The sequence below is a fragment of the Streptomyces dysideae genome (genome assembly GCF_001514305.1).
In the GTDB taxonomy this organism is placed as follows: domain Bacteria; phylum Actinomycetota; class Actinomycetes; order Streptomycetales; family Streptomycetaceae; genus Streptomyces; species Streptomyces dysideae.
Window position 1 is genome coordinate 305,580 of record NZ_KQ949079.1, and the last position, 20,500, is coordinate 326,079.

A 20,500-nucleotide genomic window follows, 5' to 3' on the forward strand; every position below is an offset into this window, starting at 1 on the left:
GAACTCTCCACCGCCCTCTCACCCGGCCGGTCGCAGCGCGGCGAGCTGCTCCGCGAACGGCACCACCTCGGGCTCGGCCGTCCGCTTCGGGGGCCGCCCGGCCATCAGCCCGGCCAGTTCCCCCGCCGCCCGCTCGATCCGCCCGTCCAGCCCCTCCGCGCCCCAGTCCTCCGAGGCCGCGTACACCCCGGTCGGCACGACCACCGCCCTCAGATAGGCGAACAGCGGCCGCAGCGCATGCTCCAGCACCAGCGAGTGCCGCGCCGTACCACCGGTCGCCGCGACCAGCACCGGCATCCCGGCCAGCGCGTCCGGATCGATCACGTCGAAGAACGACTTGAACAGCCCGCTGCACGACGCGGAGGCTGCATCGATGCGCGCCTCCGGCACGACCGGCGTGACGACGATCAGCCCGTCCGCCCCCGTCACCGCGTCGATCGCGGCGGCCAGATTCCGGCCCGGGAAGCCATTGGTGAAGTTGTGCGCACTGCATCCGTGGCGCGCCTCCGGCACGACCCAACGGCGAGGTCGCGCAGCTCGACGACCTGCACCTGCACCTCCACCTCGGCCTGGCCGGCGACGGCCGCGGCCAGCCGGTCACCCAGCAACCGGGTGGAGGACGGGACACTCAGCCCCGCGGACACGACGACGAGCTTCATGCGACGGTCACCTCCTGGGCGGCCTTGAGAGAAGCGTGGCTGGGGGCCTCGGGGACATCCGCCGGACGGCCCTTCGCGAACTCCTTGCGCAGCACCGGCACGACCTCCTCACCCAGCAGGTCGAGCTGCTCCAGCACCGTCTTCAGCGGCAGCCCGGCGTGGTCCAGCAGGAACAGCTGGCGCTGGTAGTCACCGGCGTACTCCCGGAAGCTCAGCGTCTTCTCGATCACCTGCTGCGGCGAGCCGACCGTCAGCGGAGTCTGGTCGGTGAACTCCTCCAGCGACGGGCCGTGTCCGTACACCGGCGCGACATCGAAGTACGGCCGGAACTCCCGCACCGCATCCTGCGAGTTGCGCCGCATGAACACCTGCCCGCCCAGCCCCACGATCGCCTGCTCGGCCGTGCCGTGCCCGTAGTGCGCGTACCGCTCCCGGTACAGCTCGACCATCCGCTTGGTGTGGTCGGCGGGCCAGAAGATGTTGTTGTGGAAGAAGCCGTCCCCGTAGTACGCGGCCTGCTCGGCGATCTCCGGCGACCGGATCGACCCGTGCCACACGAACGGCGGCACCCCGTCCAACGGCCGCGGCGTGGACGTGAACCCCTGCAACGGCGTACGGAACTTCCCCTCCCAGTTCACGACGTCCTCACGCCACAGCCGATGCAGCAGGGCGTAGTTCTCGACGGCGAGGTTGATGCCCTGCCGGATGTCCTGCCCGAACCAGGGGTAGACGGGGCCCGTGTTGCCGCGCCCCATCATCAGGTCCACCCGGCCGTCGGCCAGGTGCTGCAGCATCGCGAAGTCCTCCGCGATCTTCACCGGGTCGTTGGTGGTGATCAGCGTCGTGGAGGTCGAGAGGATCAGCCTCTCGGTCCGCGCCGCGACATACCCGAGCATCGTCGTCGGCGACGACGGCACGAACGGCGGGTTGTGGTGCTCGCCGGTCGCGAAGACGTCGAGGCCGACCTCCTCGGCCTTCAGCGCGATGGCGACCATGGCCTTGATGCGCTCGCGCTCGGTCGGCGTACGGCCCGTGGTCGGGTCCGGTGTGACATCACCGACGCTGAAGATCCCGAACTGCATGGTCGCTCACCCTCCAGGTTGTTGACCGTTCAACTATACCCGGAGAACGGCGGCCCTCCGCTCCCTATTCCCCCTGTCTCCCTCAGGCCGACGGCGCCCACCGCGGGTCCCGCCCGGTCTGCCCGAGCAGCCGCTCGAACGCCGAGGCGCCCTCCGCCACCGGCACCGGATCCCGGAACACGCCCGTCGCCCGAGCCGTCGGCGCCAGCTCGGCGACCGTGCCCGCCAGCTGCTCCACGACCACCTCCGCCACGTCGTCGTCCTCCCGGTACTCCTGACCCGTGGCCCGCGCCAGGTCCCACACATGCACCGTCAGATCGAGCAGCGCCATCGAACCGACGAGCCGCGCCGGCATCTGCCACGCCCCCGCCGTGCCCTCCTCCGCGCCGGGCGCCGACCAGGCCGCCACAAGCCGGTCCGTCTCCTCGGCGAACCGCTCACGCCAGTCCGGCCCCGCACCGACCCGGTCGGGCGTCGTCGCGAAGTCCGACTCCCCCTTGGCGGCCAGCTTCTGGAACTCCACGACCACCTGGAGCAGATGGTTGACCAGGGCCTTCACGTCGTAGTCGGCGCAGGGTGTGGCCGCGCCGAGCGCCTCGTCGGGAACCGCCCGCAGCACCGGAACGGCCCGCTCACGCGCCATGCCCAGCAGCTCACCGATGCCGTACCTGTCCGCCCGCACGCTCTTCGTGTCCATGAGCCGACCGTACGGACGCCCGCCCCGCCCCTCTTGAAGAAACGCGACTCCCGGAGAAACGCGACGCGCCTTTCTCGACGACCTCGACGACCTCGACGACCTCGACGACCTCGACGACCTCGACGACCTCGACGACCTCGACGACCTCGACGACGTACGATCCGCCCATGGCCGCACCCCGCCGCGACACCCGCGGGATCGTCGACCCGTCCGGGCTGCTGACCCGCGTGAGGTTCCGCCGCCACGAGCCCGCCGAGCCGCTGCGCCGGTACGTCGAGTGGTACTGGCTCATCGACTGGGACCTGCCCGAGCCCTACGCCTCCCACATCGTCCCGCACCCGTCCGTCAACCTGACCTTCCAGTGGGACGGGGTCGACGAGGAGGATGCCCCGCCCTACGGCGAGGTGACCGGCGTCGCGCTCGGCCTCTACACCAGGAAGCTGACCGGAAGGGGCCGGGTGTGCGGGGCGAAGTTCCGCCCCGGCGGCTTCCGGCCGTACACCCCTGAGACACCGGCGTCCCACTGGACCGGCCAGGCCCTCTCCGCCCAGGAGGTCTTCCCGCAGGCCACACCCGACATCGCCCGGTCGGTCGCGAGCCCCGCCGACGACCAGGACCGCGTGGCCGCCCTCGACGCCTTCCTGCTCGCCCTCCCCCACACCCCCGACCCGCAGTCCGACCTCGCCATGGACCTCGTCCAGCGCATCCGCACCGACCGCGCCGTCCGCCGCGTCGGCGACTTCGCCCGCACGGCGGGCCTGTCGGTACGGGCACTGCAACGGCTCTTCGCGTCCTACGTCGGCGTCAGCCCCAAGTGGGTCATCCTCCGCTACCGCATCCACGAGGCCCTGGAACACGCCGGCACCCACCACGACACCGACTGGGCCACCCTCGCCGCCGACCTCGGCTACGCCGACCAGGCCCACCTCGTAAGGGACTTCACCGCGACGGTGGGGGTACCGCCGACGGCGTACGCGGCGGAGACCCGGGCCGGCCGGTAGGCACGGGCGCCAAGGTCAGGTCAGGTCAGGTCAGGTCAGGTCAGGTCAGGTCAGGTCAGGTCAGAAGTAGTACGCGTCCCCCGTGTCCAGCACCAACACCCGCTGCCGGTCATTCGCCCGATTCCGGTCCACCGCCCCGCCACCCCACGCCGTGTCGAGCTCCAGCCGCACCTCCGACGGCGCCCCCCGCAGCCGTACCCGCAACCCGATCTGCTCCCCCACCCCGTCCGCGGCCAGCGCCCCCACCCGGCACACCACCACCCGCGCCCCCGACCGCGCACACCCCTCCGCCAGCACCTGCCGGTCCGCCAACGGCTCCGACCAGCGCAGCCGCACCGTCGCGTCCGGCACCGCCGACGGCCCGTGATTACGCGGCGTGAACCTCACCTCGAGCCGCCCCGAGGACATGGAAGCGGACCCGTGATAGGCAAGATCGGCCTCCGGATCCCCCGCACCGCCCCTGCCCGTGCCCTGCGCGGCCGGAGCCACACCACCGACCGCCACCATGGCCGCAACACACACCGCGAGAACCCGCATACCGCCCACTCCTCAGTCGACCGTGGTCGTAGTACGGATGTATCCCACGAGGAGCGGACGGCAGGCGCCGTCCAACAGGTGACGCGAGCAGCCCGCACCCCGCGTGCGAAGCTGCCCGCATGCTCATCCTCCGCTCCGCAGCCCTCTTCGCCGCCGCCGCGCTCCTGGAGATCGGCGGCGCATGGCTGGTCTGGCAGGGCGTACGCGAACACCGCGGATGGCAGTGGATCGGCGCGGGCGTCATGGCCCTCGGCGCGTACGGCTTCGTCGCCACGCTCCAGCCCGACGCGAACTTCGGCCGCATCCTCGCCGCGTACGGCGGTGTCTTCGTCGCCGGCTCACTGGCCTGGGGCATGATCGCGGACGGCTACCGCCCGGATCGCTACGACGTCACGGGCGCGCTGATCTGCCTCACGGGCATGGCGGTCATCATGTACGCGCCGCGAGGCGGCTGACCTGGAGGGAGCCCTCTCAGGCCGGCGGCAGCAAGCCAAGCTGCTCCAGGAACTCCATCTCGTCGAAGTAGAGCCGGTAGTCGACGATCCGCCCGTCCTTCACGGTGGCGATGTCCACCCCGCGGATCCGGATCTCCTTCTGCGTCGCCGCGATGGTCTCCCCGGTCGGCAGCTGCAGCGGCCCGGTGTTCCGCCCGGTGAAGTACCCCTCGTCGATGGCCGTGTCGCCGACCTCGTACGCGTGCACCGTCTCGAACGTGGCCTCGGGAACCGCCTCCGTCATCCCGCGCCAGTAGTCCACGATCTTGTCGCGCCCGCGGAGCTCCCCCTCGTCGGGGGTGAGGGCGACCGCGTCCTCGGCGTACAGCTCGCCGACGACGTTCATGTCGGGATGCCCGGTCACCGCGTCCGTGAGCCGGTCCATGACCTCACGTGCCTGTCCCATGATCCACCTCCACACAGAGTTCAGGGGATCACCCACCTCATTCTCCCACCGGACCCCACAGAGGGCAGACCGCAGAACAAGCCCACAAAACACTCCACCTCTCCTGCCGCTTATTCTGGCCGGACAACCTTTCGACCCCACACCACGCCACGTCCGCCCACGCCCGAGGAGCAGCCTCATGCCCACCGCAGCCCCGTCCGCCGCCTCCCGCATCGCCGTCGTCACCGGTGCGAGCAGCGGAATCGGCGCCGCCACGGCACGGCAGCTCGCCGCCGCGGGCTACCGGGTCGTCCTGACCGCCCGCCGCAAGGACCGCATCGAGGCCCTCGCCGAGGAGATCACCGCGGCCGGCCACTCCGCGGTCGCGTACGCCCTGGACGTCACCGACCGCGCCGCGGTCGACGAGTTCGCCACCGCCTTCCAGAGCATCGGCGTCCTGATCAACAACGCGGGCGGCGCACTCGGCGCCGACCCGGTGGCCACCGGCGACCCGGCCGACTGGCGCACGATGTACGAGACGAACGTCATCGGCACCCTCAACCTCACCCAGGCCCTCCTCCCCAAGCTGGTGGCGAGCGGCGACGGCACGATCGTGGTCGTCTCCTCGACCGCGGGCCACGGCACGTACGAGGGCGGCGCCGGCTACGTCGCCGCCAAGCACGGCGCCCACGTCCTCGCCGAGACCCTCCGCCTGGAGATCGTCGGCCGGCCCGTCCGCGTCATCGAGATCGCCCCCGGCATGGTCAAGACGGACGAGTTCGCCCTCACCCGCTTCGCCGGCGACAAGGACAGGGCCGAGAAGGTCTACGAGGGCGTCGCCGACCCCCTCACCGCCGACGACGTCGCCGACACCATCACCTGGACGGTCACCCGCCCCAGCCACGTCAACATCGACCTCCTGGTCGTCCGCCCCCGCGCACAGGCGTCCAACACGAAGGTCCACAGGGAGAGTTGATGTCGGACAAGGACAAAGCCAAGGAATCGCACAACGAACGCCAGATGTGGTGGTGGCTGGCGTACTTCCTCTTCGGCATCCACATCGTCGCGTTCGTGATGATCTACGCGGTGACACACGCGCCGAAGTAGCCGCGTCGAGGAAGCGGGCGAGTTCGGCGACGCTCCCCGCGAGTCGCCGGACGCCCTCAGGGCGGAAGCAGCGGCCCCAGCGGTCCCAGGTCGAGGTTGAGGTCAGCCATGGTCAGGCCGTAGCGGTCGCACAGCTCGGCCATCCGGTCGTGGAGGATCATCAGCGTCAGGCCGAGCCGTTCCTCCTGCGCCTCGGTCAGATCGCCCTGGTCGACCCGGTGCAGGGCCTGCCGCTCCATCAGCTGGCGCAGCAGCTCGACGATGGTGAGGACAAGCTTGACCAGGTCCCGCTCCACCGTGTCCGGATCGGTCCGCAGCCGACGCGCGGCGCCCCGGCCCCGGCCGGCGCGCGGCGGGGCGACCTCCTCCGGCCGGGCGGGCAGCAACGAGAACGCGCGGGTCGCGGCCTCGGCCACCTCCCGCCGACGGTCGGCGTACGGAGGGTCAGACGGGTTCGTCACCGTAGTCACCCCGTCCCGTGAGAGCCCGCTCCGGAGCCCGATCCGGAAGGAAGGTCTCCCACTGTTCGTCCAGCTGCTCGCGGATGGAGATCACCACCGCGCGCAGCGAGATCCTCACCAGGTCGATGTCGGAGATCGACAGGACGAGATCGCCGGTGAGCACCACACCGCCGCTGAGCAGCCTGTCGAGCAGGTCGATCAATGCCACCTGCCGCCCGCTGACCGGGCGGTCGTCGGGCTCGCCGTATGCCCGGTACTCGTCGGGCTCGCCGTATGCCCGGTACTCGTCGGGCTCGCCGTAGGCGCCGTACTCGCTCATCGGTACCGGGTTCCTTCCTGCGCGTCGGGTGCCGGGGGCAGGGCGAAGGAGTACGGGGCCCACGGGCCGGTGACGTCCACACGCACCCCCTGGAGCCCGTCGGCGGCATGCAGCATCCGGCTGCGGAACTTCTCCGCCAGGCGGCGGGGAACGAGATAGGCGTCATTGGCGACGTTCTCGCCGGACGCCTGCCCGGCCAGGTCCCCCTGCTGCGGCCGGTGGCGGGCACGCTCCACCGCCAGGCCGCGGGCCTGCGCCTCCGTCCGCCGGACGGCCTCCTCGGCGAGCCGCCACGCGTCCTCGCGCGCCTGGCGCTGGTACCTGCGGCGCCGCAGGTACGCGCGTCCCGGCTTCTCCTCGTCGGCGGGACCGCCCTCGCCCGCCGAAAGGGCCGCAGCCGAAGGAGCCGCCGACGTGGTCGGCGCCTCGGCGTAGACCTTCACGCCCCACTCCACGTGGTCGGCGAGCCGGTCCAGCATCGCGGTGAAATCCTGCTCCCGCTCGCTGAGCATCTCCCCGACCCGGTCCTCGTCGAGATACACGGTGGCCAGTCGCAGGGGGAGGACCGTGGTGTGCGCGGCCAGGGTCTCGATGACGAAGTGGTGCGCCCGGGCCGTCGTCTCCAGCCACCCCAGGTCCTCCAGCCGTACCTTCAGTGCCGCCTCCGAGAACTCCTCCCGGGGCACCGCGCTGACCGCGGCGGCCAGCGCGCCGGAGTGGACGAGCGTGACGGCGGAGTCCGCCACACCACGGACACCGGGGAGCGCGGTCCGCTCCAGCGAGGGGGACGAACGGACCACGGCGTAGGCGTAGCTCACTTGCCCGTTCACGGCCTTCGGCCCCGGTCCTCGTCGTCCTCGGTCTTGCGCCGCTTGCGCCGTGGCTCCGCACGTGGCTCACTGTGCGGCTCGGCACGTCGCTCAGCACGCCGCTCCGTGCTCCGCTCCGTGCGTGCCTCTGTTCGTGGCTCCGTGCGTGCCTCTGTTCGTGGCTCCGTGCGGGGCTCCCGCTCGGCGTCATGAGATCGGCGGCGGTCGCCCGACCTGTCCCCGGACAGTTCCGGAGGGGACTCCGCGACGCGTCTGCGCAGCTCCTCCACCTCGGCGCGCAGACGCTCGTTCTGCTCCTTGAGGGAGTGTCGGCCGTCGGCGCGGGAGGACAGGGCGGGATCGTTCTCCCACCAGTCGATGCCGATCTCCTTCGCCTTGTCGACCGAAGCCACCAGGAGACGGAGTTTGATGGTGAGCAACTCGATGTCGAGCAGGTTGATCTTGATGTCACCGACGATGACGATGCCCTTGTCGAGCACGCGTTCAAGAATGTCGGCAAGGTTCGCGCTGGACCCCTGTTGACCGCCGTACGGGTAGAGGGTCCGGGACGGCGTGGGGGCGGGGGAGTCGGACTGGGTCACGGCACACTCGACCTCGTTTCCCAGAGCACCGGGCATCGGCGGCACGCTGACCGACGGGCTCGTGCAGCTCAGCGCGCGGGACCAGCCCTGGCGCCGACGCTTCTCGGGCGCCTATTCCTCGGTGTCGTCGTAACGGTCGTCGGGTTCTCGTCCTTCGTCCTCGTCCTCCTCCCGGTCGTCTTTCCCGGAGGCGTAGTCCTCCTCGTCCTCGTCCTCGTCGAGTCCTTCCTCTGGCCCTTCTTCCTCTTCTTCCTCTTCCTCCTCGTAGCGCCCCTCGGGCTCTTCGCCTTCGCCCTCGGCCTCCTCCGGCTCCTCCTCGGAGCGGCCCTCGGCCTCCTCGACGTCCTCCGGCGTCCGGACCACCTCGCCCTCGCGGATCTCCCCGCGCCAGCCACCGGTGGCCTCGCCGTGCATCATGACGAACGTGCGGTAGAGCTTGAGGTCGAGCCGTGCGCGGCGGCCCTGGGCCCGCCACAGGCTCCCGGTCTTCTCGATCACGCCCTTGGGGAAGTACTCCAGGACGAGGAGCACCTTGGTGAGGTTCTCGCCGAGTGGGTGGAAGGTGACGACGCCCCTGGTGGTGGCTTTGTCCCCCTCGGACGTCCAGGCGATCCGCTCGTCGGGCACCTGTTCCGTGATGGTGCCGCGCCAGTGACGGCTCGCCTTGGCGACCTTCACCTCCCACTGGGTGGTGGTGTCGTCCTCCTGCTCGACGTCGACCACGCCCTTGGCGAACCGGTCGAACTCCTGGAACTGCGTCCACTGGTCGTACGCCTCGCGCACCGGGACGCCCACGTCGACGTCCTCGATGATGGTGAGCCCCCGGCCGGTGCCACCCTCAGGGCCCTTCCCGTGCTTCTTCCCGGTGACGACGTCCTTCGCCTTGTCCACCACTGCGTCCTTGGCGTGGGACGCGGTCGAGGTCAGTATCGCCGTGCCCGACGGCAACTGCTTGCGGAGCATCCTGCCGCCCTTGCCGACGGCCTTGGCCGCCCCGAGGGGACTCAGGTGCGCTTCGCCCAGCCGGCGCGCTCCCGCGCCCAGCCGGTGGCCCACGCCCTCCAGCATCAGCTCCAGTCGGGCCTCGATGTAGTGCTCCAGTTCTTCCTTCAGCCGGTTCCCGCCCAGGTTCTGCTGTGCCTGCTCGCGGCCCTTGGTGAGCGTCCCGGCACCCGCCGAGCCGCCTTCCGCCGCCTTCCGCTCAGCCATCGTCCTGCCTCCTCGACCGTGAGGTACCGCTCTTCGCGCGGCTCTGTGCGGCGGTTGTCTTCCTCTTGCCCGGCTCGCCCTCCTGGGCCGACCCGCGGTGCTGCGTCTTCTCGCGCCCCTCGCTCCGACGCGCCGGGGCTCGCCGTGCCTGGCTCGGACGCTTTTCGCTCCGAGGCTCCTCTTCGTTCTGAGGCTCCTCTTCGCTCCGAGGCTCCTCGGTCTGTCGTTCTTCGGCGGCCTGTCGTTCTTCGTCCGCGGGCTCGTCCTCCTCGCGCTCTTCGGCCCGGGGCTCTTCCTCCCGGCCCTCTTCGGCCCGGTCGTGCTCGGCCTCCCCGTGTGCCTTCTCCTGCAGTCCCGCGGTGCGTTCGTGCAGGACATCGGCGAGACTGTCGGCCTTCGCCGTCAGCACGGAGCTCGCCGCGGCCTTGCTCGCGTCCGTCAGCTCGGTGCGCACCTGCCGTCGGACGCCGCTGAGGAAGGGGGTGTCGAGCGCCTTGCCGAGTTGCCCGGGCCTGACCCGTGATCCGGCCAGCAGCGCACCGAGGCCGAAGGCGAGCTTGGCCTTCTTCGTCCGGCCCAGCACATAACCACCGACGACAGCCGCGCCGATCTTGGCGTTGTTCATGATCCTGTCTTCTTTCCGTGCTCACGTGTCACAGACCGGGCCGCCCGCCCTGCTGGAGTTGGTGGACCCTGATCTCCTCCAGGCGGTGCAGCAACTCCTTCTCGCGCTCTGCGAATTCGTCTTCGTCGATGCGGTCCTCGTCCCGTGCCCGCTGCAGCTTCACGAGCTCTTCCTGCACCGGAGCAGGGTCGTAGAACTCGTTCTCGGCGGTCTGGACCACCTTGTCGATCACCCAGCCGACGCCCCTCACGGGAGCGAACGGCAGCATCAGGATCTCCTTGACCAGTCCTCCCACATCGCCTCCTGGTGCTGCTCGGACGGTCAGACGAAGCTGTACGGCGGCAAGGGGCCCCGCAGCCGAAGCTCGACGCCGTCTCCGAAACGCTCGGCCAGCTCACGGCCGGCCTCGGTGAAGTCCTCGGAGCCTTCGTCCTCCACCAGGAAGGACGCGTTCACGAAGTACTGCTGGGACGGCTCAGCGAGCTTCTCGGACAGCACGAGCGGCCGCAGCGCGGTGAGGACCTCCTCGGCGAGCGCCGCCTGCCGGCTCTGCACCTCCTGGGCCACGAGCTGGCCGAGAGCCAGCCGGTCCTCGTACGTCCCGCCGCCGTCGCGGATCGCCTCGTTCAGCGCACGGACCTGCTCGGACTCCTCCAGGACGGTGCGCAGCAGCGCGTCCTCGTCCTGGATTCCCTTGACGTTGAATTCCACCCGCCCGGTGAGCTCGTCGAGGCGCTGGGAGAACGCCTCGGCCCTCTCCTCCAGAACGGCGCGCACCGAGTCCTCGTCCGGGGTGACGAACCCGAAGCCCAAGGGGAGGGTGGTGCCGTCGGCCCAGAGTTGCTCCTGAGCCTCGTGATGCGCCTCCAGATCCCGGCGCCCCATCGAAAGGTCCTCGGGGGTCTCGCTGACCACGGCGCGCAGGTCGCCGCTCCGGACGACGTGCAACTCCGCGGGCGGCTCCCCGACGCCCTTGAGGTCGTCCAGGTCCAGCGGGTGTGACGCCTTGGTGATCGCGTACACGTACAAGGACATCGGTTCGCTCACCCTTCCCGGTCCTTCGAGGAGCGACGGCCGGAGCCGCGGTCGGCGTGCTCGTGCTGCTTCTCCCGCCCGGACTCGCGGTCACGGTCGTCCCCGCGCCCCTTCTGGAGTGACTCGGTGACCGCCTCGACCGCGCCGGTCAGCGCCCCCTTGCTCTTGCCCCGGGCGCCCGACTCGACGGAGCCCTCGACGATGTCCGACAGTTGCGCGGGGGCCTTGCGGCCCGCTTCCAGATCCAGCCGGTTGACCGCCTCGGCGAAGCGCAGATACGTGTCGACACTGGCGACGACGACGCGCGCGTCCACCTTCACCAGCTCGATGCCCACCAGGGACACCCTCGCGAACACGTCGATGACCAACCCCCGGTCGAGGACGAGTTCCAGCACGTCGTAGAGGTTCCCTGAGCCGCCACCCCCAGGGCTGGCTATGGCGCCGCCCTCGCCATGCGGCATCACAGTCACGATGTTCTTCCCTTCCTGTGGAGGGGAGCCGCACTCAGCGGCCTCTGTCCCTGTCGACCTGCGCGCGCGTGTACCGACGTCCACGCTCGTACGCCTGTAGATTGCCCGCGGGGTCCAGAACGACCTGGTAGCTGGCCATCACGCTGCTCGTCTCCGGGACGCGCTCCACCTCCACGACCTCGACCTCGGCCTCCCACCCCTGGTCGGTCGGCCTCAGCGCGGAAACCGACTCGGGGGTCCGCCCCAGCAGTTCGGTGAGCTGCTCGGCCGCACTGCGCATGGCCTCGGAGGCAGACACCCGTTCCTCGGCGGACGCAGACGAAGCACGTGTCTTCTTCGGCTCACGGTCGTTCGTGACAATCACCTTCTTGCCCTACGCCCATCATCAGCCTCCCTCACAGCGCCCGCCACTCGAACGGAGGAGCGCACCGAACCCGAGCCTCGGGGGGTGGAGGGAACTGTGGGGATCGAGGGGCTTCTGATACGGAGGGGAAACCCGAGGGGCCCGGTCGACAGACCGGGCCCCTGGTAGGCATGGGTTCTCCTCGGCGTCAGCCCTTCACACAGACGACCTGCTTCAGCTTCGCCACGACCTCCACAAGGTCCCGCTGCTGATCGATGACCTGCTCGATCGGCTTGTAGGCACCCGGGATCTCGTCCACGACACCGGAGTCCTTACGGCACTCCACGCCCCGCGTCTGCTCTTCCAGGTCCTGCGTCGAGAAGCGACGCTTCGCAGCGTTCCGGCTCATGCGCCGACCCGCGCCGTGCGACGCCGAGTTGAAGGCCTTCTCGTTGCCGAGCCCCTTCACGATGTACGAACCCGTGCCCATGGAGCCGGGGATGATCCCGTACTCGCCGGAACCCGCGCGGATCGCGCCCTTACGGGTCACGAGCAGGTCCATGCCCTCGTAGCGCTCCTCGGCCACGTAGTTGTGGTGCGCGCTGATCTCCGGCTCGAAGGTCGGCCTCGCCTTCTTGAACTCCTTGCGGACCACGTCCTTGAGGAGCGCCATCATGATCGAGCGGTTGTACTTCGCGTACTCCTGCGCCCAGAACAGATCATTCCGGTACGCCGCCATGTGCGGGGTGTCCGCTACGAACACGGCGAGGTCGCGGTCGATCAGGCCCTGATTGTGCGGGAGCTTCTGAGCTACGCCGATGTGGAACTCGGCCAGCTCCTTGCCGATGTTCCGGGAACCGGAGTGGAGCATCAGCCAGACAGAACCGGTCGTGTCCGTGCACACCTCGATGAAGTGGTTACCGGATCCGAGCGATCCCATCTGCTTTATGGCGCGCTCCTGACGGAATTTGACCGCTTCCGCGACCCCGTCGAACCGCCCCCAGAAGCCGTCCCACCCAGCCGTACCGAACCCATGGAACCGTCCCGGCTCCACAGGACTGTCATGCATCCCCCGCCCCACAGGAATCGCCTGCTCGATCTTCGACCGCAGCCGCGACAGATCCCCCGGCAGATCATTCGCCGTCAGCGACGTCCGCACCGCCGACATCCCGCACCCGATGTCCACCCCCACCGCCGCAGGACACACAGCCCCCTGCATGGCGATGACGGACCCGACCGTCGCGCCCTTCCCGTAGTGGACGTCCGGCATGACCGCCAGGCCCTTGATCCACGGCAGGGTCGCCACGTTGCGCAGCTGCTGCAGGGCCACGTCCTCCACCGTCGTGGGGTCCGTCCACATGCGGATCGGTACCTTCACGCCCGGCATTTCCACGTACGACATATCGTCCTCATTCCCCCGGTAATCAACCAAAAGCCTTGGATCGCAAAACCGGCGCCAAGGTCAACGAAAGGGACGACGGACCGGCGTTCACGGCTGTGCGTGCGATACACATTGTCTCCAGGGGGCGCCCCTGCCCGGCAAGCGATTAACCAGCGGGGATACTGAGATCCCCGAAGAACACGCACCGTCGAGAGGAGCCTTACCGTGCACCGGAAGGCGTACGTACCCGGCGTGGCCGCACTGCTCGCGGCACTGCTCGCGGCACTGCTGGCCGGCTGCACGAGCGGCTCCAGTGACCACGGCGGCACGGACAACTCCAACCCCGGCGGCTCGAGTACGTCGACCCCGGCGGCGGAGCCGGGCCGGTACCGCACGCTGCCGGAGCCGTGCGGCTCGGTCACCCACGAGACCCTCGACTCCCTGTTGCCGGGCATCAGGCAGCTCACGGACGAGGAGCAGCGCGAGAAGGCGTACGAGGGCACGGCGACCCCCACCTTCGACACGGACCGCAAGGTCGGCTGCGGTTGGAAGGTGGAGTCGGCGGACGCCACCGACCATCTCCTGGTCGATTTCGAGCGGGTGGTGTCGTACGACACGGCTGTCAGCGACGACAGCGAGGCCGAGGAGGTCTTCGCGTCGAAGCAGGAGGCGGCTCACCTGCCGAAGCCGGCGACGTCCGGTGCCAGTTCCTCCGCCGACCCGAGCGCCGACCCGAGCGACTCCCCCGCCTCCGCCTCCATCTCCTCCTCCGCGACCCCGTCCGGCCTCCAGCCGCGCGTCCTGGACGGTCTGGGCGACGAGGCGTTCCTCGACGACGCCCTCAGCAGCTCCGGTTCAACGGCTCAGCAGCGCACGGTGACTGTGGCGTTCCGCACGTCGAACGTGATTGTGACCATCGAGTACGAGGAGCAGCCGGCGACGGTCGGCACGGTGCCCGACAGCAAGGAAATGCAGGACAGGGCCCGGAATCTGGCGACTCAACTGGCCGAATCGCTGGCGGGTTAGGGCCTGTCGGCGGCCCGCCTGCACCCTTCCGCGACGCAACCGAAACGTGACCACACAGCTTCTTCACCGCGTACCGTGGCCCCTCGGACCCGATCCGACCGCAGGAATCACGAGTGTCATGAGTGAAGGAACCATGCAGCGAGCAGCCGATCGAGACCAGAGTGACCAGCGTGACCGGCGGGTGAAGCGCCGCCACCGCATCCTTGTGAGCGCGGCGGCCGTCCCCGTGATGCTGGTCGCCGCCGGCTGCTCGTCCGACTCCGGCTCGGACGACGGCGCGGGCAAGAGCGCGGCCAGTGAGAGTTCGACGTCGGCGAGTCCGTCGCCGACAGTGCAGGCGGCGGTGTTCAAGTCGCTTCCGGAGCCGTGTTCGGCGCTGGCGAAGAAGACACTGACCGAGTTGGTCCCGAAGGCCAAGTCCGGCAAGGAGGGCACGTCGGACGATGTCGCGACGCGCGGCTCGTGCTCCTGGAGCAGCCTGGACAACAACGGTGTGAAGGGTTCCCAGTTCCGCTGGCTGAACGTCTCCCTGCTCCGCTTCGACTCGGATGTCACGCGCGGCGCGGGCGACAAGCTGGCTCGGGAGTACTACGAGAAGCAGATCGAGGACGCCCAGTCGGTGCCGGACGCGAAGAACGTCAAGTCGGAGCCGGTCACCGGTGCGGGCGACGAGGCGACGGCGGTGCGGTACGACCTGAAGAAGAAGGAAGGGTCCTTCAAGCAGCAGACAGTCGTGGCCCGCGTCGAGAACGTCGTCGTCACCGTCGACTACAACGGCGCCGGTCTGGCCGGCGAGAAGACCCCGAGCGCGGACACCCTGACGAAGCTGGCGCAGAAGGCCACGAAGGAGGCGGTGGCCGCGGTGACGAAGACGAACGGTACCGGTGCCGGCGGCTCGGCGACCAGCTCTCCGTCGGCGTCGAAGTCCCCGTCCAAGTCGGCGTCCAAGGCACCGTCGGCGAGCCCTTCTCCGTCCCAGTCGGCTACGAAGAAGAGCTGAGCGACACGGACCGGCCACCCGTCCGCCGCACACATGTGCCACTCTGTTGCGCGCAACAACACGCAAGGGGAGGGGAGTACGGGTGGCCGCGCCACTACAGCTGACACGGATGCACCGCGTTCTCATCGGCGTGGTCGTCGCTGGTGCCGTCGTCATCGCGGGCATCGGCTTCGCGGGGTCGTACGCCGCCGTGCGCGAACTCGCCATCCAAGAGGGTTTCGGGAACTTCAGTTACGTCTTCCCGATCGGTATCGACGCGGGCATCTGCGTCCTGCTCGCCCTCGACCTGCTCCTGACCTGGATACGGATACCCTTCCCTCTCCTGCGTCAGACGGCCTGGCTCCTGACGGCGGCGACGATCGCCTTCAACGGCGCGGCGGCCTGGCCGGACCCGCTGGGTGTCGGCATGCACGGGGTGATCCCGATCCTGTTCGTGGTCTCGGTGGAGGCCGCCCGGCACGCGATCGGCCGCATCGCGGACATCACGGCCGACAAGCACATGGAGGGCGTACGCCTCACCCGCTGGCTGCTCTCCCCGCTCCCCACGTTCCTGCTGTGGCGCCGCATGAAGCTCTGGGAGCTCCGCTCCTACGAGCAGGTCATCAGGCTGGAACAGGAACGCCTGGTGTACCAGGCCCGCCTCCGCTCCCGCTTCGGCCGAGCATGGCGCCGCAAGGCCCCCGTGGAGTCCCTGATGCCGCTGCGCCTGGCCCGCTACGGCGTGCCCTTGGCGGAGACGGCTCCGGCTGGGCTGGCGGCGGCGGGTATCGAGCCGGCGCTGCTCCCACCGGCACCGCAAGCAGCGCTGGACGCAGCGCCCGCAGCAGCGGCCGCCCCCTCTGCCCCAGCTCCGGGCGATCGTGCCGCTGGGGCGGCGCCCGTCCCACAGAGCGAGCAGCGCCTGGAGCTGGACAGCAACCAGAACGCAGAGCAGCAGGAGTACACACCCGAGCCGGACGAAAGCAGCCCCTGGTTCAACGCCCCCCAGCAGCAAACCCACTATCAGGGCGGCTACGACCCGTCGTACGACCCGCAGGAACAGTACGAGCAGTGGTACGACGAACAGCTCCAGGCAGAGGCCTACCAACAGGAACAGCAGCAGTACCAGGAACCCCCGCCCCCGGAACCCTCTCCGGAGGAGACCGGCACCTTCCCCATCCCGTCCGGCCCCAACCGCACCCGCCAGCTCGGCGAGGGCGGCGGCACCCCGACCCCCGAGCCGGACGAGGAGTCGTTCTACCAGGTGTTCAAGCAGTCGATAAGCGGCAGCGGCTACCCGACCCCGCGCGAGTTCAGTGACAACGTGGAGGCGACGTACGGCGTCCCGATCCTGGACGCCGACGCCAAGCGCATGGTCCTGCGCTTCACCAACCGCCACAACGCGGAGCTGGAAGAAAACCACATCGCGTAAGCGCACGCGGACGACGGATGGGGGCGCCCGGCGATCTCGCCGGGCGCCCCCATCGCCGTAGAACCGGCAGAAACGCCAGAACCGGCGTTACTCCCCGAGCAGGGCCCGCACCCGCTCCTGCCCCACCGCGAGCAGCAGCGTGGGCAGGCGCGGCCCGGTGTCCCGCCCGACGAGCAGGTGGTACAGCAGGGCGAAGAAGGTGCGCTGGGCGGTCTTGATCTCCGGGGGCAGTTCCTTGGGCGTGGCGTCCGCGGCGAACCCGGACTGGACCTTGGGAACGCCGTACACGAGGTGGGTGAGCCCGTCCAGCGACCAGTGCGACTCCAGCCCGTCCAGCAGCAGCCGCAGGGACTGCTGGGAAGCCTCGTCGAGGGACTTCAGCAGGTCGGCGTCGGGTTCGTCGCGCACGATGGTCCGCTGGTCGGCGGGTACGTGCGTGTTGATCCAGGCCTCGGCCTTGTCGTACCGGGGACGGGCCTCGTCCAGGGAACCCAGCGGGTTCTCCGGGTCGAGTTCGCTCAGGATCCGCAGCGCCTGGTCCTGGTGCCCGGCGGTGATGTCGGCGACGGACGCGAGGGTCCGGTACGGCATCGGCCGGGGCGTCTTCGGCAGCTCACCGGCGGCCGTACGGACCGCACGCGCGTGTGCGGCGACGTCGGCCGGGAGAGCGGACCCTTCGGCGACCTTGGCGTCGAGCTTGTCCCACTCGTCGTAGAGGCGCTGGATCTCCTGGTCGAAGGCGATCTTGAATGACTGGTTGGGCCGGCGGCGGGCGTACAGCCAGCGCAGGAGCTGCGGCTCCATGATCTTCAGGGCGTCGGCGGGGGTGGGCACGCCGCCCCGCGAGGACGACATCTTGGCCATGCCGCTGATACCCACGAACGCGTACATCGGCCCGATCGGCTGCTTCCCGCCGAAGATCCCGACGATCTGGCCGCCGACCTGGAAGGACGACCCGGGAGACGAGTGGTCGACGCCACTGGGCTCGAAGACGACCCCCTCGTACGCCCACCGCATCGGCCAGTCGACCTTCCAGACCAGCTTGCCGCGGTTGAACTCGGTCAGCCGGACGGTCTCGGCGAAGCCGCAGGCGTTGCAGGTGTACGACAGCTCGGTGGTGTCGTCGACGTAGGAGGTGACCGTGGTGAGGTCCTTCTCGCAGTTGCCGCAGTAGGGCTTGTACGGGAAGTAGCCGGCGGAGCCGTAGCTGCCGTCGTCCTCGGCGGCGGCGCCGGAGCCCTCGGCGGCCTCGAGCTCGGCCTCGTCGACCGGCTTCTGCGACTGCTGCTTCTTCGCCGGGGCCTTCTTGGTGCGGTACTGCTCGAGGATCGCGTCGATGTCGCCGCGGTGCCGCATGGCATGCAGGATCTGCTCGCGGTAGACGCCGGAGGTGTACTGGGCGGTCTGGCTGATGCCGTCGAACTCGACGCCCAGCTCGGCGAGGGCCTCGATCATCGCGGCCTTGAAGTGCTCGGCCCAGTTGGGGTGGGAGGAGCCCTTGGGGGCGGGCACGGAGGTCAGCGGCTTGCCGATGTGCTCGGCCCAGGAGTCGTCGATGCCCGCGACGCCGGCCGGGACCTTGCGGTAGCGGTCGTAGTCGTCCCAGGAGATGAGGTGCCGGACCTGGCGGCCGCGTCGGCGGATCTCGTCGGCGACGAGGTGCGGGGTCATGACCTCGCGGAGGTTCCCGAGGTGGATGGGGCCGGAGGGGGAGAGGCCGGAGGCGACGACGACGACCGGAGCGGTAGCGAGTGATGTCGCTTTGCCCGGGGCTCGGCGCTCCGACTCCTCGATGACCTCATCCGCGAAACGGGAGACCCAGTCGGTGGTCTCGGTGCTCTGAGCCACGATCGGCACGTCCTCTTTTTCTGAGAGTTCTCACACAGGCAGCCGGTACGGTCGCACGGCTGACCGCCCCATTCTCCCAGACCACTGTGCGCCCGGGAAAACCGCTTTACCCCCATGGGATACTGGCTGCGTCTATCCATCCCCACGAGGAGAACGGCACCTACTCCTATGGCCTCGGTCACGTCCCTCACCGATCTCGTCCAGCAGCGCCTCGCGTCCGCCCTCTCGGCCACCCTGCCGGAGGCCGCCGACGCGGACCCGCTGCTGCGACGAAGTGACCGGGCTGACTTCCAGGCCAACGGCATCCTGGCGCTCGCGAAGAAGGCGAAGGCCAATCCGCGGGAGCTGGCGACGCAGGTCGTCTCGCACCTCGTCACCGGTGATGTGATCAAGGACATCGAGGTCTCCGGGCCCGGCTTCCTGAACGTGACGATCGCGGACCGGGCGATCGTCGAGAACCTCGCGGCGCGGTACGCGGACCCCGACCGGCTGGGCGTCCCGTTCGCCGAGAACCCGGGTACGACGGTCATCGACTACGCCCAGCCGAACGTGGCGAAGGAGATGCACGTCGGTCACCTGCGGTCCGCGGTGATCGGCGACTCGGTGGTGCAGCTGCTGGAGTTCACCGGGGAGACGGTCGTACGGCGTCATCACATCGGCGACTGGGGCACCCAGTTCGGCATGCTCATCCAGTACCTGGACGAGCACCCGCACGAGCTGGACCACAAGGACGCCCAGGTGACGGGCGAGGAGGCGATGTCGAACCTCGGCCGCCTCTACAAGGCCGCGCGCAAGCACTTCGACTCCGACGAGGAGTTCAAGACGCGTGCCCGGCGCCGGGTGGTCGATCTGCAGGCCGGGGATCCGCACACGCTGGCCATGTGGCAGAAGTTCGTGGACGAGTCGAAGATCTACTTCTTCTCCGTCTTCGAGAAGCTGGACATGGAGATCCGGGACCCGGACATCGTCGGCGAGTCGGGTTACAACGACATGCTGGACGAGACCTGCCGCCTCCTGGAGGAGTCGGGCGTCGCGGTCGAGTCGGACGGCGCGCTGTGCGTGTTCTTCGACGACATCAAGGGCCCGGACGGCAACAAGGTCCCGCTGATCGTGCGGAAGTCGGACGGCGGCTACGGCTATGCGGCGACCGACCTGTCGGCGATCCGCGACCGTGTCTTCAACCTGAAGGCGAACACGCTGCTGTACGTCGTGGACGCCCGTCAGTCCCTCCACTTCAAGATGGTCTTCGAGACCGCCCGGCGGGCCGACTGGCTGAACGACGACGTGACGGCGGTGCAGCTGGCCTTCGGCACGGTCCTCGGCAGCGACGGCAAGCCGTTCAAGACGCGTGAGGGCGAGACCGTGCGTCTGGTGGACCTGCTGGACGAGGCGATCGACCGCGCCTCCGCCGTCGTACGGGAGAAGGCGCAGGACCTGTCCGAGGCGGAGATCGCCGAGCGGGGTGCCCAGGTGGGCATCGGCGCGGTGAAGTACGCGGACCTGTCGACGTCGGCGAACCGGGACTACAAGTTCGACCTGGACCAGATGGTGTCGCTGAACGGCGACACGTCCGTCTATCTCCAGTACGCGTACGCGCGTATCGGGTCGATCCTGCGGAAGGCCGGTGAGGTACGCCCGTCCGCGCACCCGGAGCTCGAACTGGCCCCGGCGGAGCGGGCGCTCGGCCTGCACGTGGACGCGTTCGCGGAGGCGGTGGCCGAGGCGGCGGCGGAGTACGCGCCGCACAAGATGACGGCGTATCTGTACCAGCTGGCGTCGCTGTACACGTCGTTCTACGACAAGTGCCCGGTGCTGAAGGCGGAGACGCCGGAGCAGGTGGAGAACCGTCTGTTCCTGTGCGACGTGACGGCGCGCACGCTGCACCAGGGCATGGCGCTGCTGGGGATCAGGACGCCTGAGCGTCTCTGACCGCCCCACCCGCTGACGCCGCGCACAACTGCGCCTGACCGTACGGCAGCACACCGCGGCCCGTCCTCTA

At 69.5% G+C, this 20,500-nt stretch carries 25 protein-coding genes and 1 pseudogene; 8 read left to right on the plus strand and 18 right to left on the minus strand.

Translation table 11 applies throughout. From position 1 onward, the window contains the following. Nucleotides 1-18 precede the first annotated feature (18 nt). The 4 genes and pseudogenes from AQJ91_RS11870 to AQJ91_RS53480 form a co-directional block, all read right to left on the minus strand. A pseudogene (locus AQJ91_RS11870) lies at nucleotides 19-659 on the minus strand (CE1759 family FMN reductase). Then, nucleotides 656-1,741 carry an LLM class flavin-dependent oxidoreductase gene (locus tag AQJ91_RS11875; protein ID WP_067019378.1) on the minus strand — a complete coding sequence of 362 codons (1,086 nt, stop codon included), beginning with the start codon at nucleotides 1,739-1,741 and terminating at the stop codon, nucleotides 656-658. Before AQJ91_RS11875 ends, AQJ91_RS11870 begins: the two are co-directional and overlap by 4 nt. An 82-nt stretch (nucleotides 1,742-1,823) precedes the next feature. Further along, nucleotides 1,824-2,438: a TIGR03086 family metal-binding protein gene (locus tag AQJ91_RS11880; protein WP_067019381.1), complete on the minus strand. Its 615-nt coding sequence runs from the start codon at nucleotides 2,436-2,438 to the stop codon at nucleotides 1,824-1,826. After that, a complete protein-coding gene (locus tag AQJ91_RS53480; RefSeq protein WP_159054531.1) occupies nucleotides 2,395-2,607 on the minus strand; it encodes a hypothetical protein in 213 nt (70 codons plus the stop codon). The genes AQJ91_RS11880 and AQJ91_RS53480 overlap by 44 nt, the downstream gene beginning before the upstream one ends. Here AQJ91_RS53480 and AQJ91_RS11885 point away from each other — a divergent pair. After that, a complete protein-coding gene (locus AQJ91_RS11885; RefSeq protein ID WP_067019384.1) occupies nucleotides 2,606-3,439 on the plus strand; it encodes a helix-turn-helix domain-containing protein in 834 nt (277 codons plus the stop codon). The genes AQJ91_RS53480 and AQJ91_RS11885 overlap by 2 nt on opposite strands. Before the next feature lie 60 nt (nucleotides 3,440-3,499). On the opposite strand, the gene AQJ91_RS11890 is transcribed toward AQJ91_RS11885, so the two are convergent. Continuing rightward, entirely contained in the window at nucleotides 3,500-3,976 is a 477-nt protein-coding gene (locus AQJ91_RS11890; RefSeq protein ID WP_067019387.1) for a hypothetical protein, read from the minus strand. Between the two features lie 119 nt (nucleotides 3,977-4,095). Here AQJ91_RS11890 and AQJ91_RS11895 point away from each other — a divergent pair, with 119 nt between their 5' ends. Further along, nucleotides 4,096-4,431 (plus strand): YnfA family protein, encoded by a 336-nt coding sequence (locus AQJ91_RS11895; protein WP_067019390.1) that lies wholly within the window; start codon nucleotides 4,096-4,098, stop codon nucleotides 4,429-4,431. Nucleotides 4,432-4,447: 16 nt separating this feature from the next. Here the strand turns inward: AQJ91_RS11895 and AQJ91_RS11900 are convergent, their stop codons facing one another. Next, the gene (locus AQJ91_RS11900; RefSeq protein ID WP_067019393.1) at nucleotides 4,448-4,876 is read right to left on the minus strand and encodes an ester cyclase; all 429 of its coding nucleotides are present in this window, start codon (nucleotides 4,874-4,876) and stop codon (nucleotides 4,448-4,450) included. A gap of 178 nt (nucleotides 4,877-5,054) precedes the next feature. Between AQJ91_RS11900 and AQJ91_RS11905 the strand changes: the two genes are divergently transcribed. Next, nucleotides 5,055-5,831 (plus strand): SDR family NAD(P)-dependent oxidoreductase, encoded by a 777-nt coding sequence (locus AQJ91_RS11905; RefSeq protein WP_067019400.1) that lies wholly within the window; start codon nucleotides 5,055-5,057, stop codon nucleotides 5,829-5,831. After that, the gene (locus AQJ91_RS57320; RefSeq protein ID WP_267891180.1) at nucleotides 5,831-5,962 is read left to right on the plus strand and encodes a hypothetical protein; all 132 of its coding nucleotides are present in this window, start codon (nucleotides 5,831-5,833) and stop codon (nucleotides 5,960-5,962) included. Before AQJ91_RS11905 ends, AQJ91_RS57320 begins: the two co-directional genes overlap by 1 nt. A gap of 56 nt (nucleotides 5,963-6,018) precedes the next feature. Here the strand turns inward: AQJ91_RS57320 and AQJ91_RS11910 are convergent, their stop codons facing one another. The 11 genes from AQJ91_RS11910 to AQJ91_RS11960 form a co-directional block, all read right to left on the minus strand. Next, nucleotides 6,019-6,423, minus strand: a complete 405-nt coding sequence (locus tag AQJ91_RS11910; protein ID WP_199847907.1) for a gas vesicle protein K — start codon at nucleotides 6,421-6,423, stop codon at nucleotides 6,019-6,021. Further along, nucleotides 6,407-6,742 carry a gas vesicle protein gene (locus AQJ91_RS11915; protein WP_067019406.1) on the minus strand — a complete coding sequence of 112 codons (336 nt, stop codon included), beginning with the start codon at nucleotides 6,740-6,742 and terminating at the stop codon, nucleotides 6,407-6,409. The genes AQJ91_RS11910 and AQJ91_RS11915 overlap by 17 nt, the downstream gene beginning before the upstream one ends. After that, nucleotides 6,739-7,572 (minus strand): GvpL/GvpF family gas vesicle protein, encoded by an 834-nt coding sequence (locus AQJ91_RS11920; RefSeq protein ID WP_067019409.1) that lies wholly within the window; start codon nucleotides 7,570-7,572, stop codon nucleotides 6,739-6,741. Before AQJ91_RS11920 ends, AQJ91_RS11915 begins: the two co-directional genes overlap by 4 nt. Beyond that, nucleotides 7,569-8,189 carry a gas vesicle protein gene (gene gvpJ, locus AQJ91_RS11925; RefSeq protein WP_199847908.1) on the minus strand — a complete coding sequence of 207 codons (621 nt, stop codon included), beginning with the start codon at nucleotides 8,187-8,189 and terminating at the stop codon, nucleotides 7,569-7,571. The genes AQJ91_RS11920 and gvpJ overlap by 4 nt, the downstream gene beginning before the upstream one ends. Before the next feature lie 75 nt (nucleotides 8,190-8,264). Beyond that, nucleotides 8,265-9,362 (minus strand): SRPBCC family protein, encoded by a 1,098-nt coding sequence (locus AQJ91_RS11930; RefSeq protein ID WP_067019412.1) that lies wholly within the window; start codon nucleotides 9,360-9,362, stop codon nucleotides 8,265-8,267. Further along, entirely contained in the window at nucleotides 9,355-9,987 is a 633-nt protein-coding gene (locus tag AQJ91_RS11935) for a hypothetical protein (protein ID WP_067019415.1), read from the minus strand. Before AQJ91_RS11935 ends, AQJ91_RS11930 begins: the two co-directional genes overlap by 8 nt. A gap of 28 nt (nucleotides 9,988-10,015) precedes the next feature. Then, nucleotides 10,016-10,282: a gas vesicle protein GvpG gene (locus AQJ91_RS11940; RefSeq protein ID WP_234382044.1), complete on the minus strand. Its 267-nt coding sequence runs from the start codon at nucleotides 10,280-10,282 to the stop codon at nucleotides 10,016-10,018. Between the two features lie 26 nt (nucleotides 10,283-10,308). After that, nucleotides 10,309-11,034, minus strand: coding sequence for a GvpL/GvpF family gas vesicle protein (locus AQJ91_RS11945; protein ID WP_079084835.1), 726 nt, complete (start codon nucleotides 11,032-11,034; stop codon nucleotides 10,309-10,311). Beyond that, nucleotides 11,031-11,483 carry a gas vesicle structural protein GvpA gene (locus AQJ91_RS11950; RefSeq protein ID WP_199847910.1) on the minus strand — a complete coding sequence of 151 codons (453 nt, stop codon included), beginning with the start codon at nucleotides 11,481-11,483 and terminating at the stop codon, nucleotides 11,031-11,033. Before AQJ91_RS11950 ends, AQJ91_RS11945 begins: the two co-directional genes overlap by 4 nt. Nucleotides 11,484-11,526: 43 nt before the next feature. After that, nucleotides 11,527-11,853, minus strand: coding sequence for a gas vesicle protein GvpO (gene gvpO, locus AQJ91_RS11955; protein ID WP_067019511.1), 327 nt, complete (start codon nucleotides 11,851-11,853; stop codon nucleotides 11,527-11,529). Nucleotides 11,854-12,043: 190 nt separating this feature from the next. After that, on the minus strand, nucleotides 12,044-13,237 hold the full coding sequence (locus AQJ91_RS11960) for an RtcB family protein (RefSeq protein ID WP_067019421.1): 1,194 nt from the start codon (nucleotides 13,235-13,237) through the stop codon (nucleotides 12,044-12,046). Between the two features lie 204 nt (nucleotides 13,238-13,441). Between AQJ91_RS11960 and AQJ91_RS11965 the strand changes: the two genes are divergently transcribed. The 3 genes from AQJ91_RS11965 (at nucleotide 13,442) to AQJ91_RS11975 (ending at nucleotide 16,653) form a co-directional block, all read left to right on the plus strand. Next, nucleotides 13,442-14,242, plus strand: coding sequence for a hypothetical protein (locus AQJ91_RS11965; RefSeq protein WP_067019424.1), 801 nt, complete (start codon nucleotides 13,442-13,444; stop codon nucleotides 14,240-14,242). A 118-nt stretch (nucleotides 14,243-14,360) separates the two neighbouring features. Then, complete coding sequence (locus tag AQJ91_RS11970; RefSeq protein WP_067019427.1) at nucleotides 14,361-15,242, plus strand: DUF3558 family protein; 882 nt, start codon at nucleotides 14,361-14,363, stop codon at nucleotides 15,240-15,242. A gap of 82 nt (nucleotides 15,243-15,324) precedes the next feature. Then, nucleotides 15,325-16,653, plus strand: coding sequence for a DUF2637 domain-containing protein (locus AQJ91_RS11975; RefSeq protein ID WP_079084836.1), 1,329 nt, complete (start codon nucleotides 15,325-15,327; stop codon nucleotides 16,651-16,653). 87 nt (nucleotides 16,654-16,740) lie between these two features. On the opposite strand, the gene lysS is transcribed toward AQJ91_RS11975, so the two are convergent. Continuing rightward, entirely contained in the window at nucleotides 16,741-18,510 is a 1,770-nt protein-coding gene (gene lysS / locus AQJ91_RS11980; protein WP_067019433.1) for a lysine--tRNA ligase, read from the minus strand. Between the two features lie 159 nt (nucleotides 18,511-18,669). Here lysS and argS point away from each other — a divergent pair, with 159 nt between their 5' ends. After that, a complete protein-coding gene (gene argS, locus AQJ91_RS11985) occupies nucleotides 18,670-20,430 on the plus strand; it encodes an arginine--tRNA ligase (RefSeq protein WP_067019437.1) in 1,761 nt (586 codons plus the stop codon). Nucleotides 20,431-20,500: the final 70 nt, after the last annotated feature.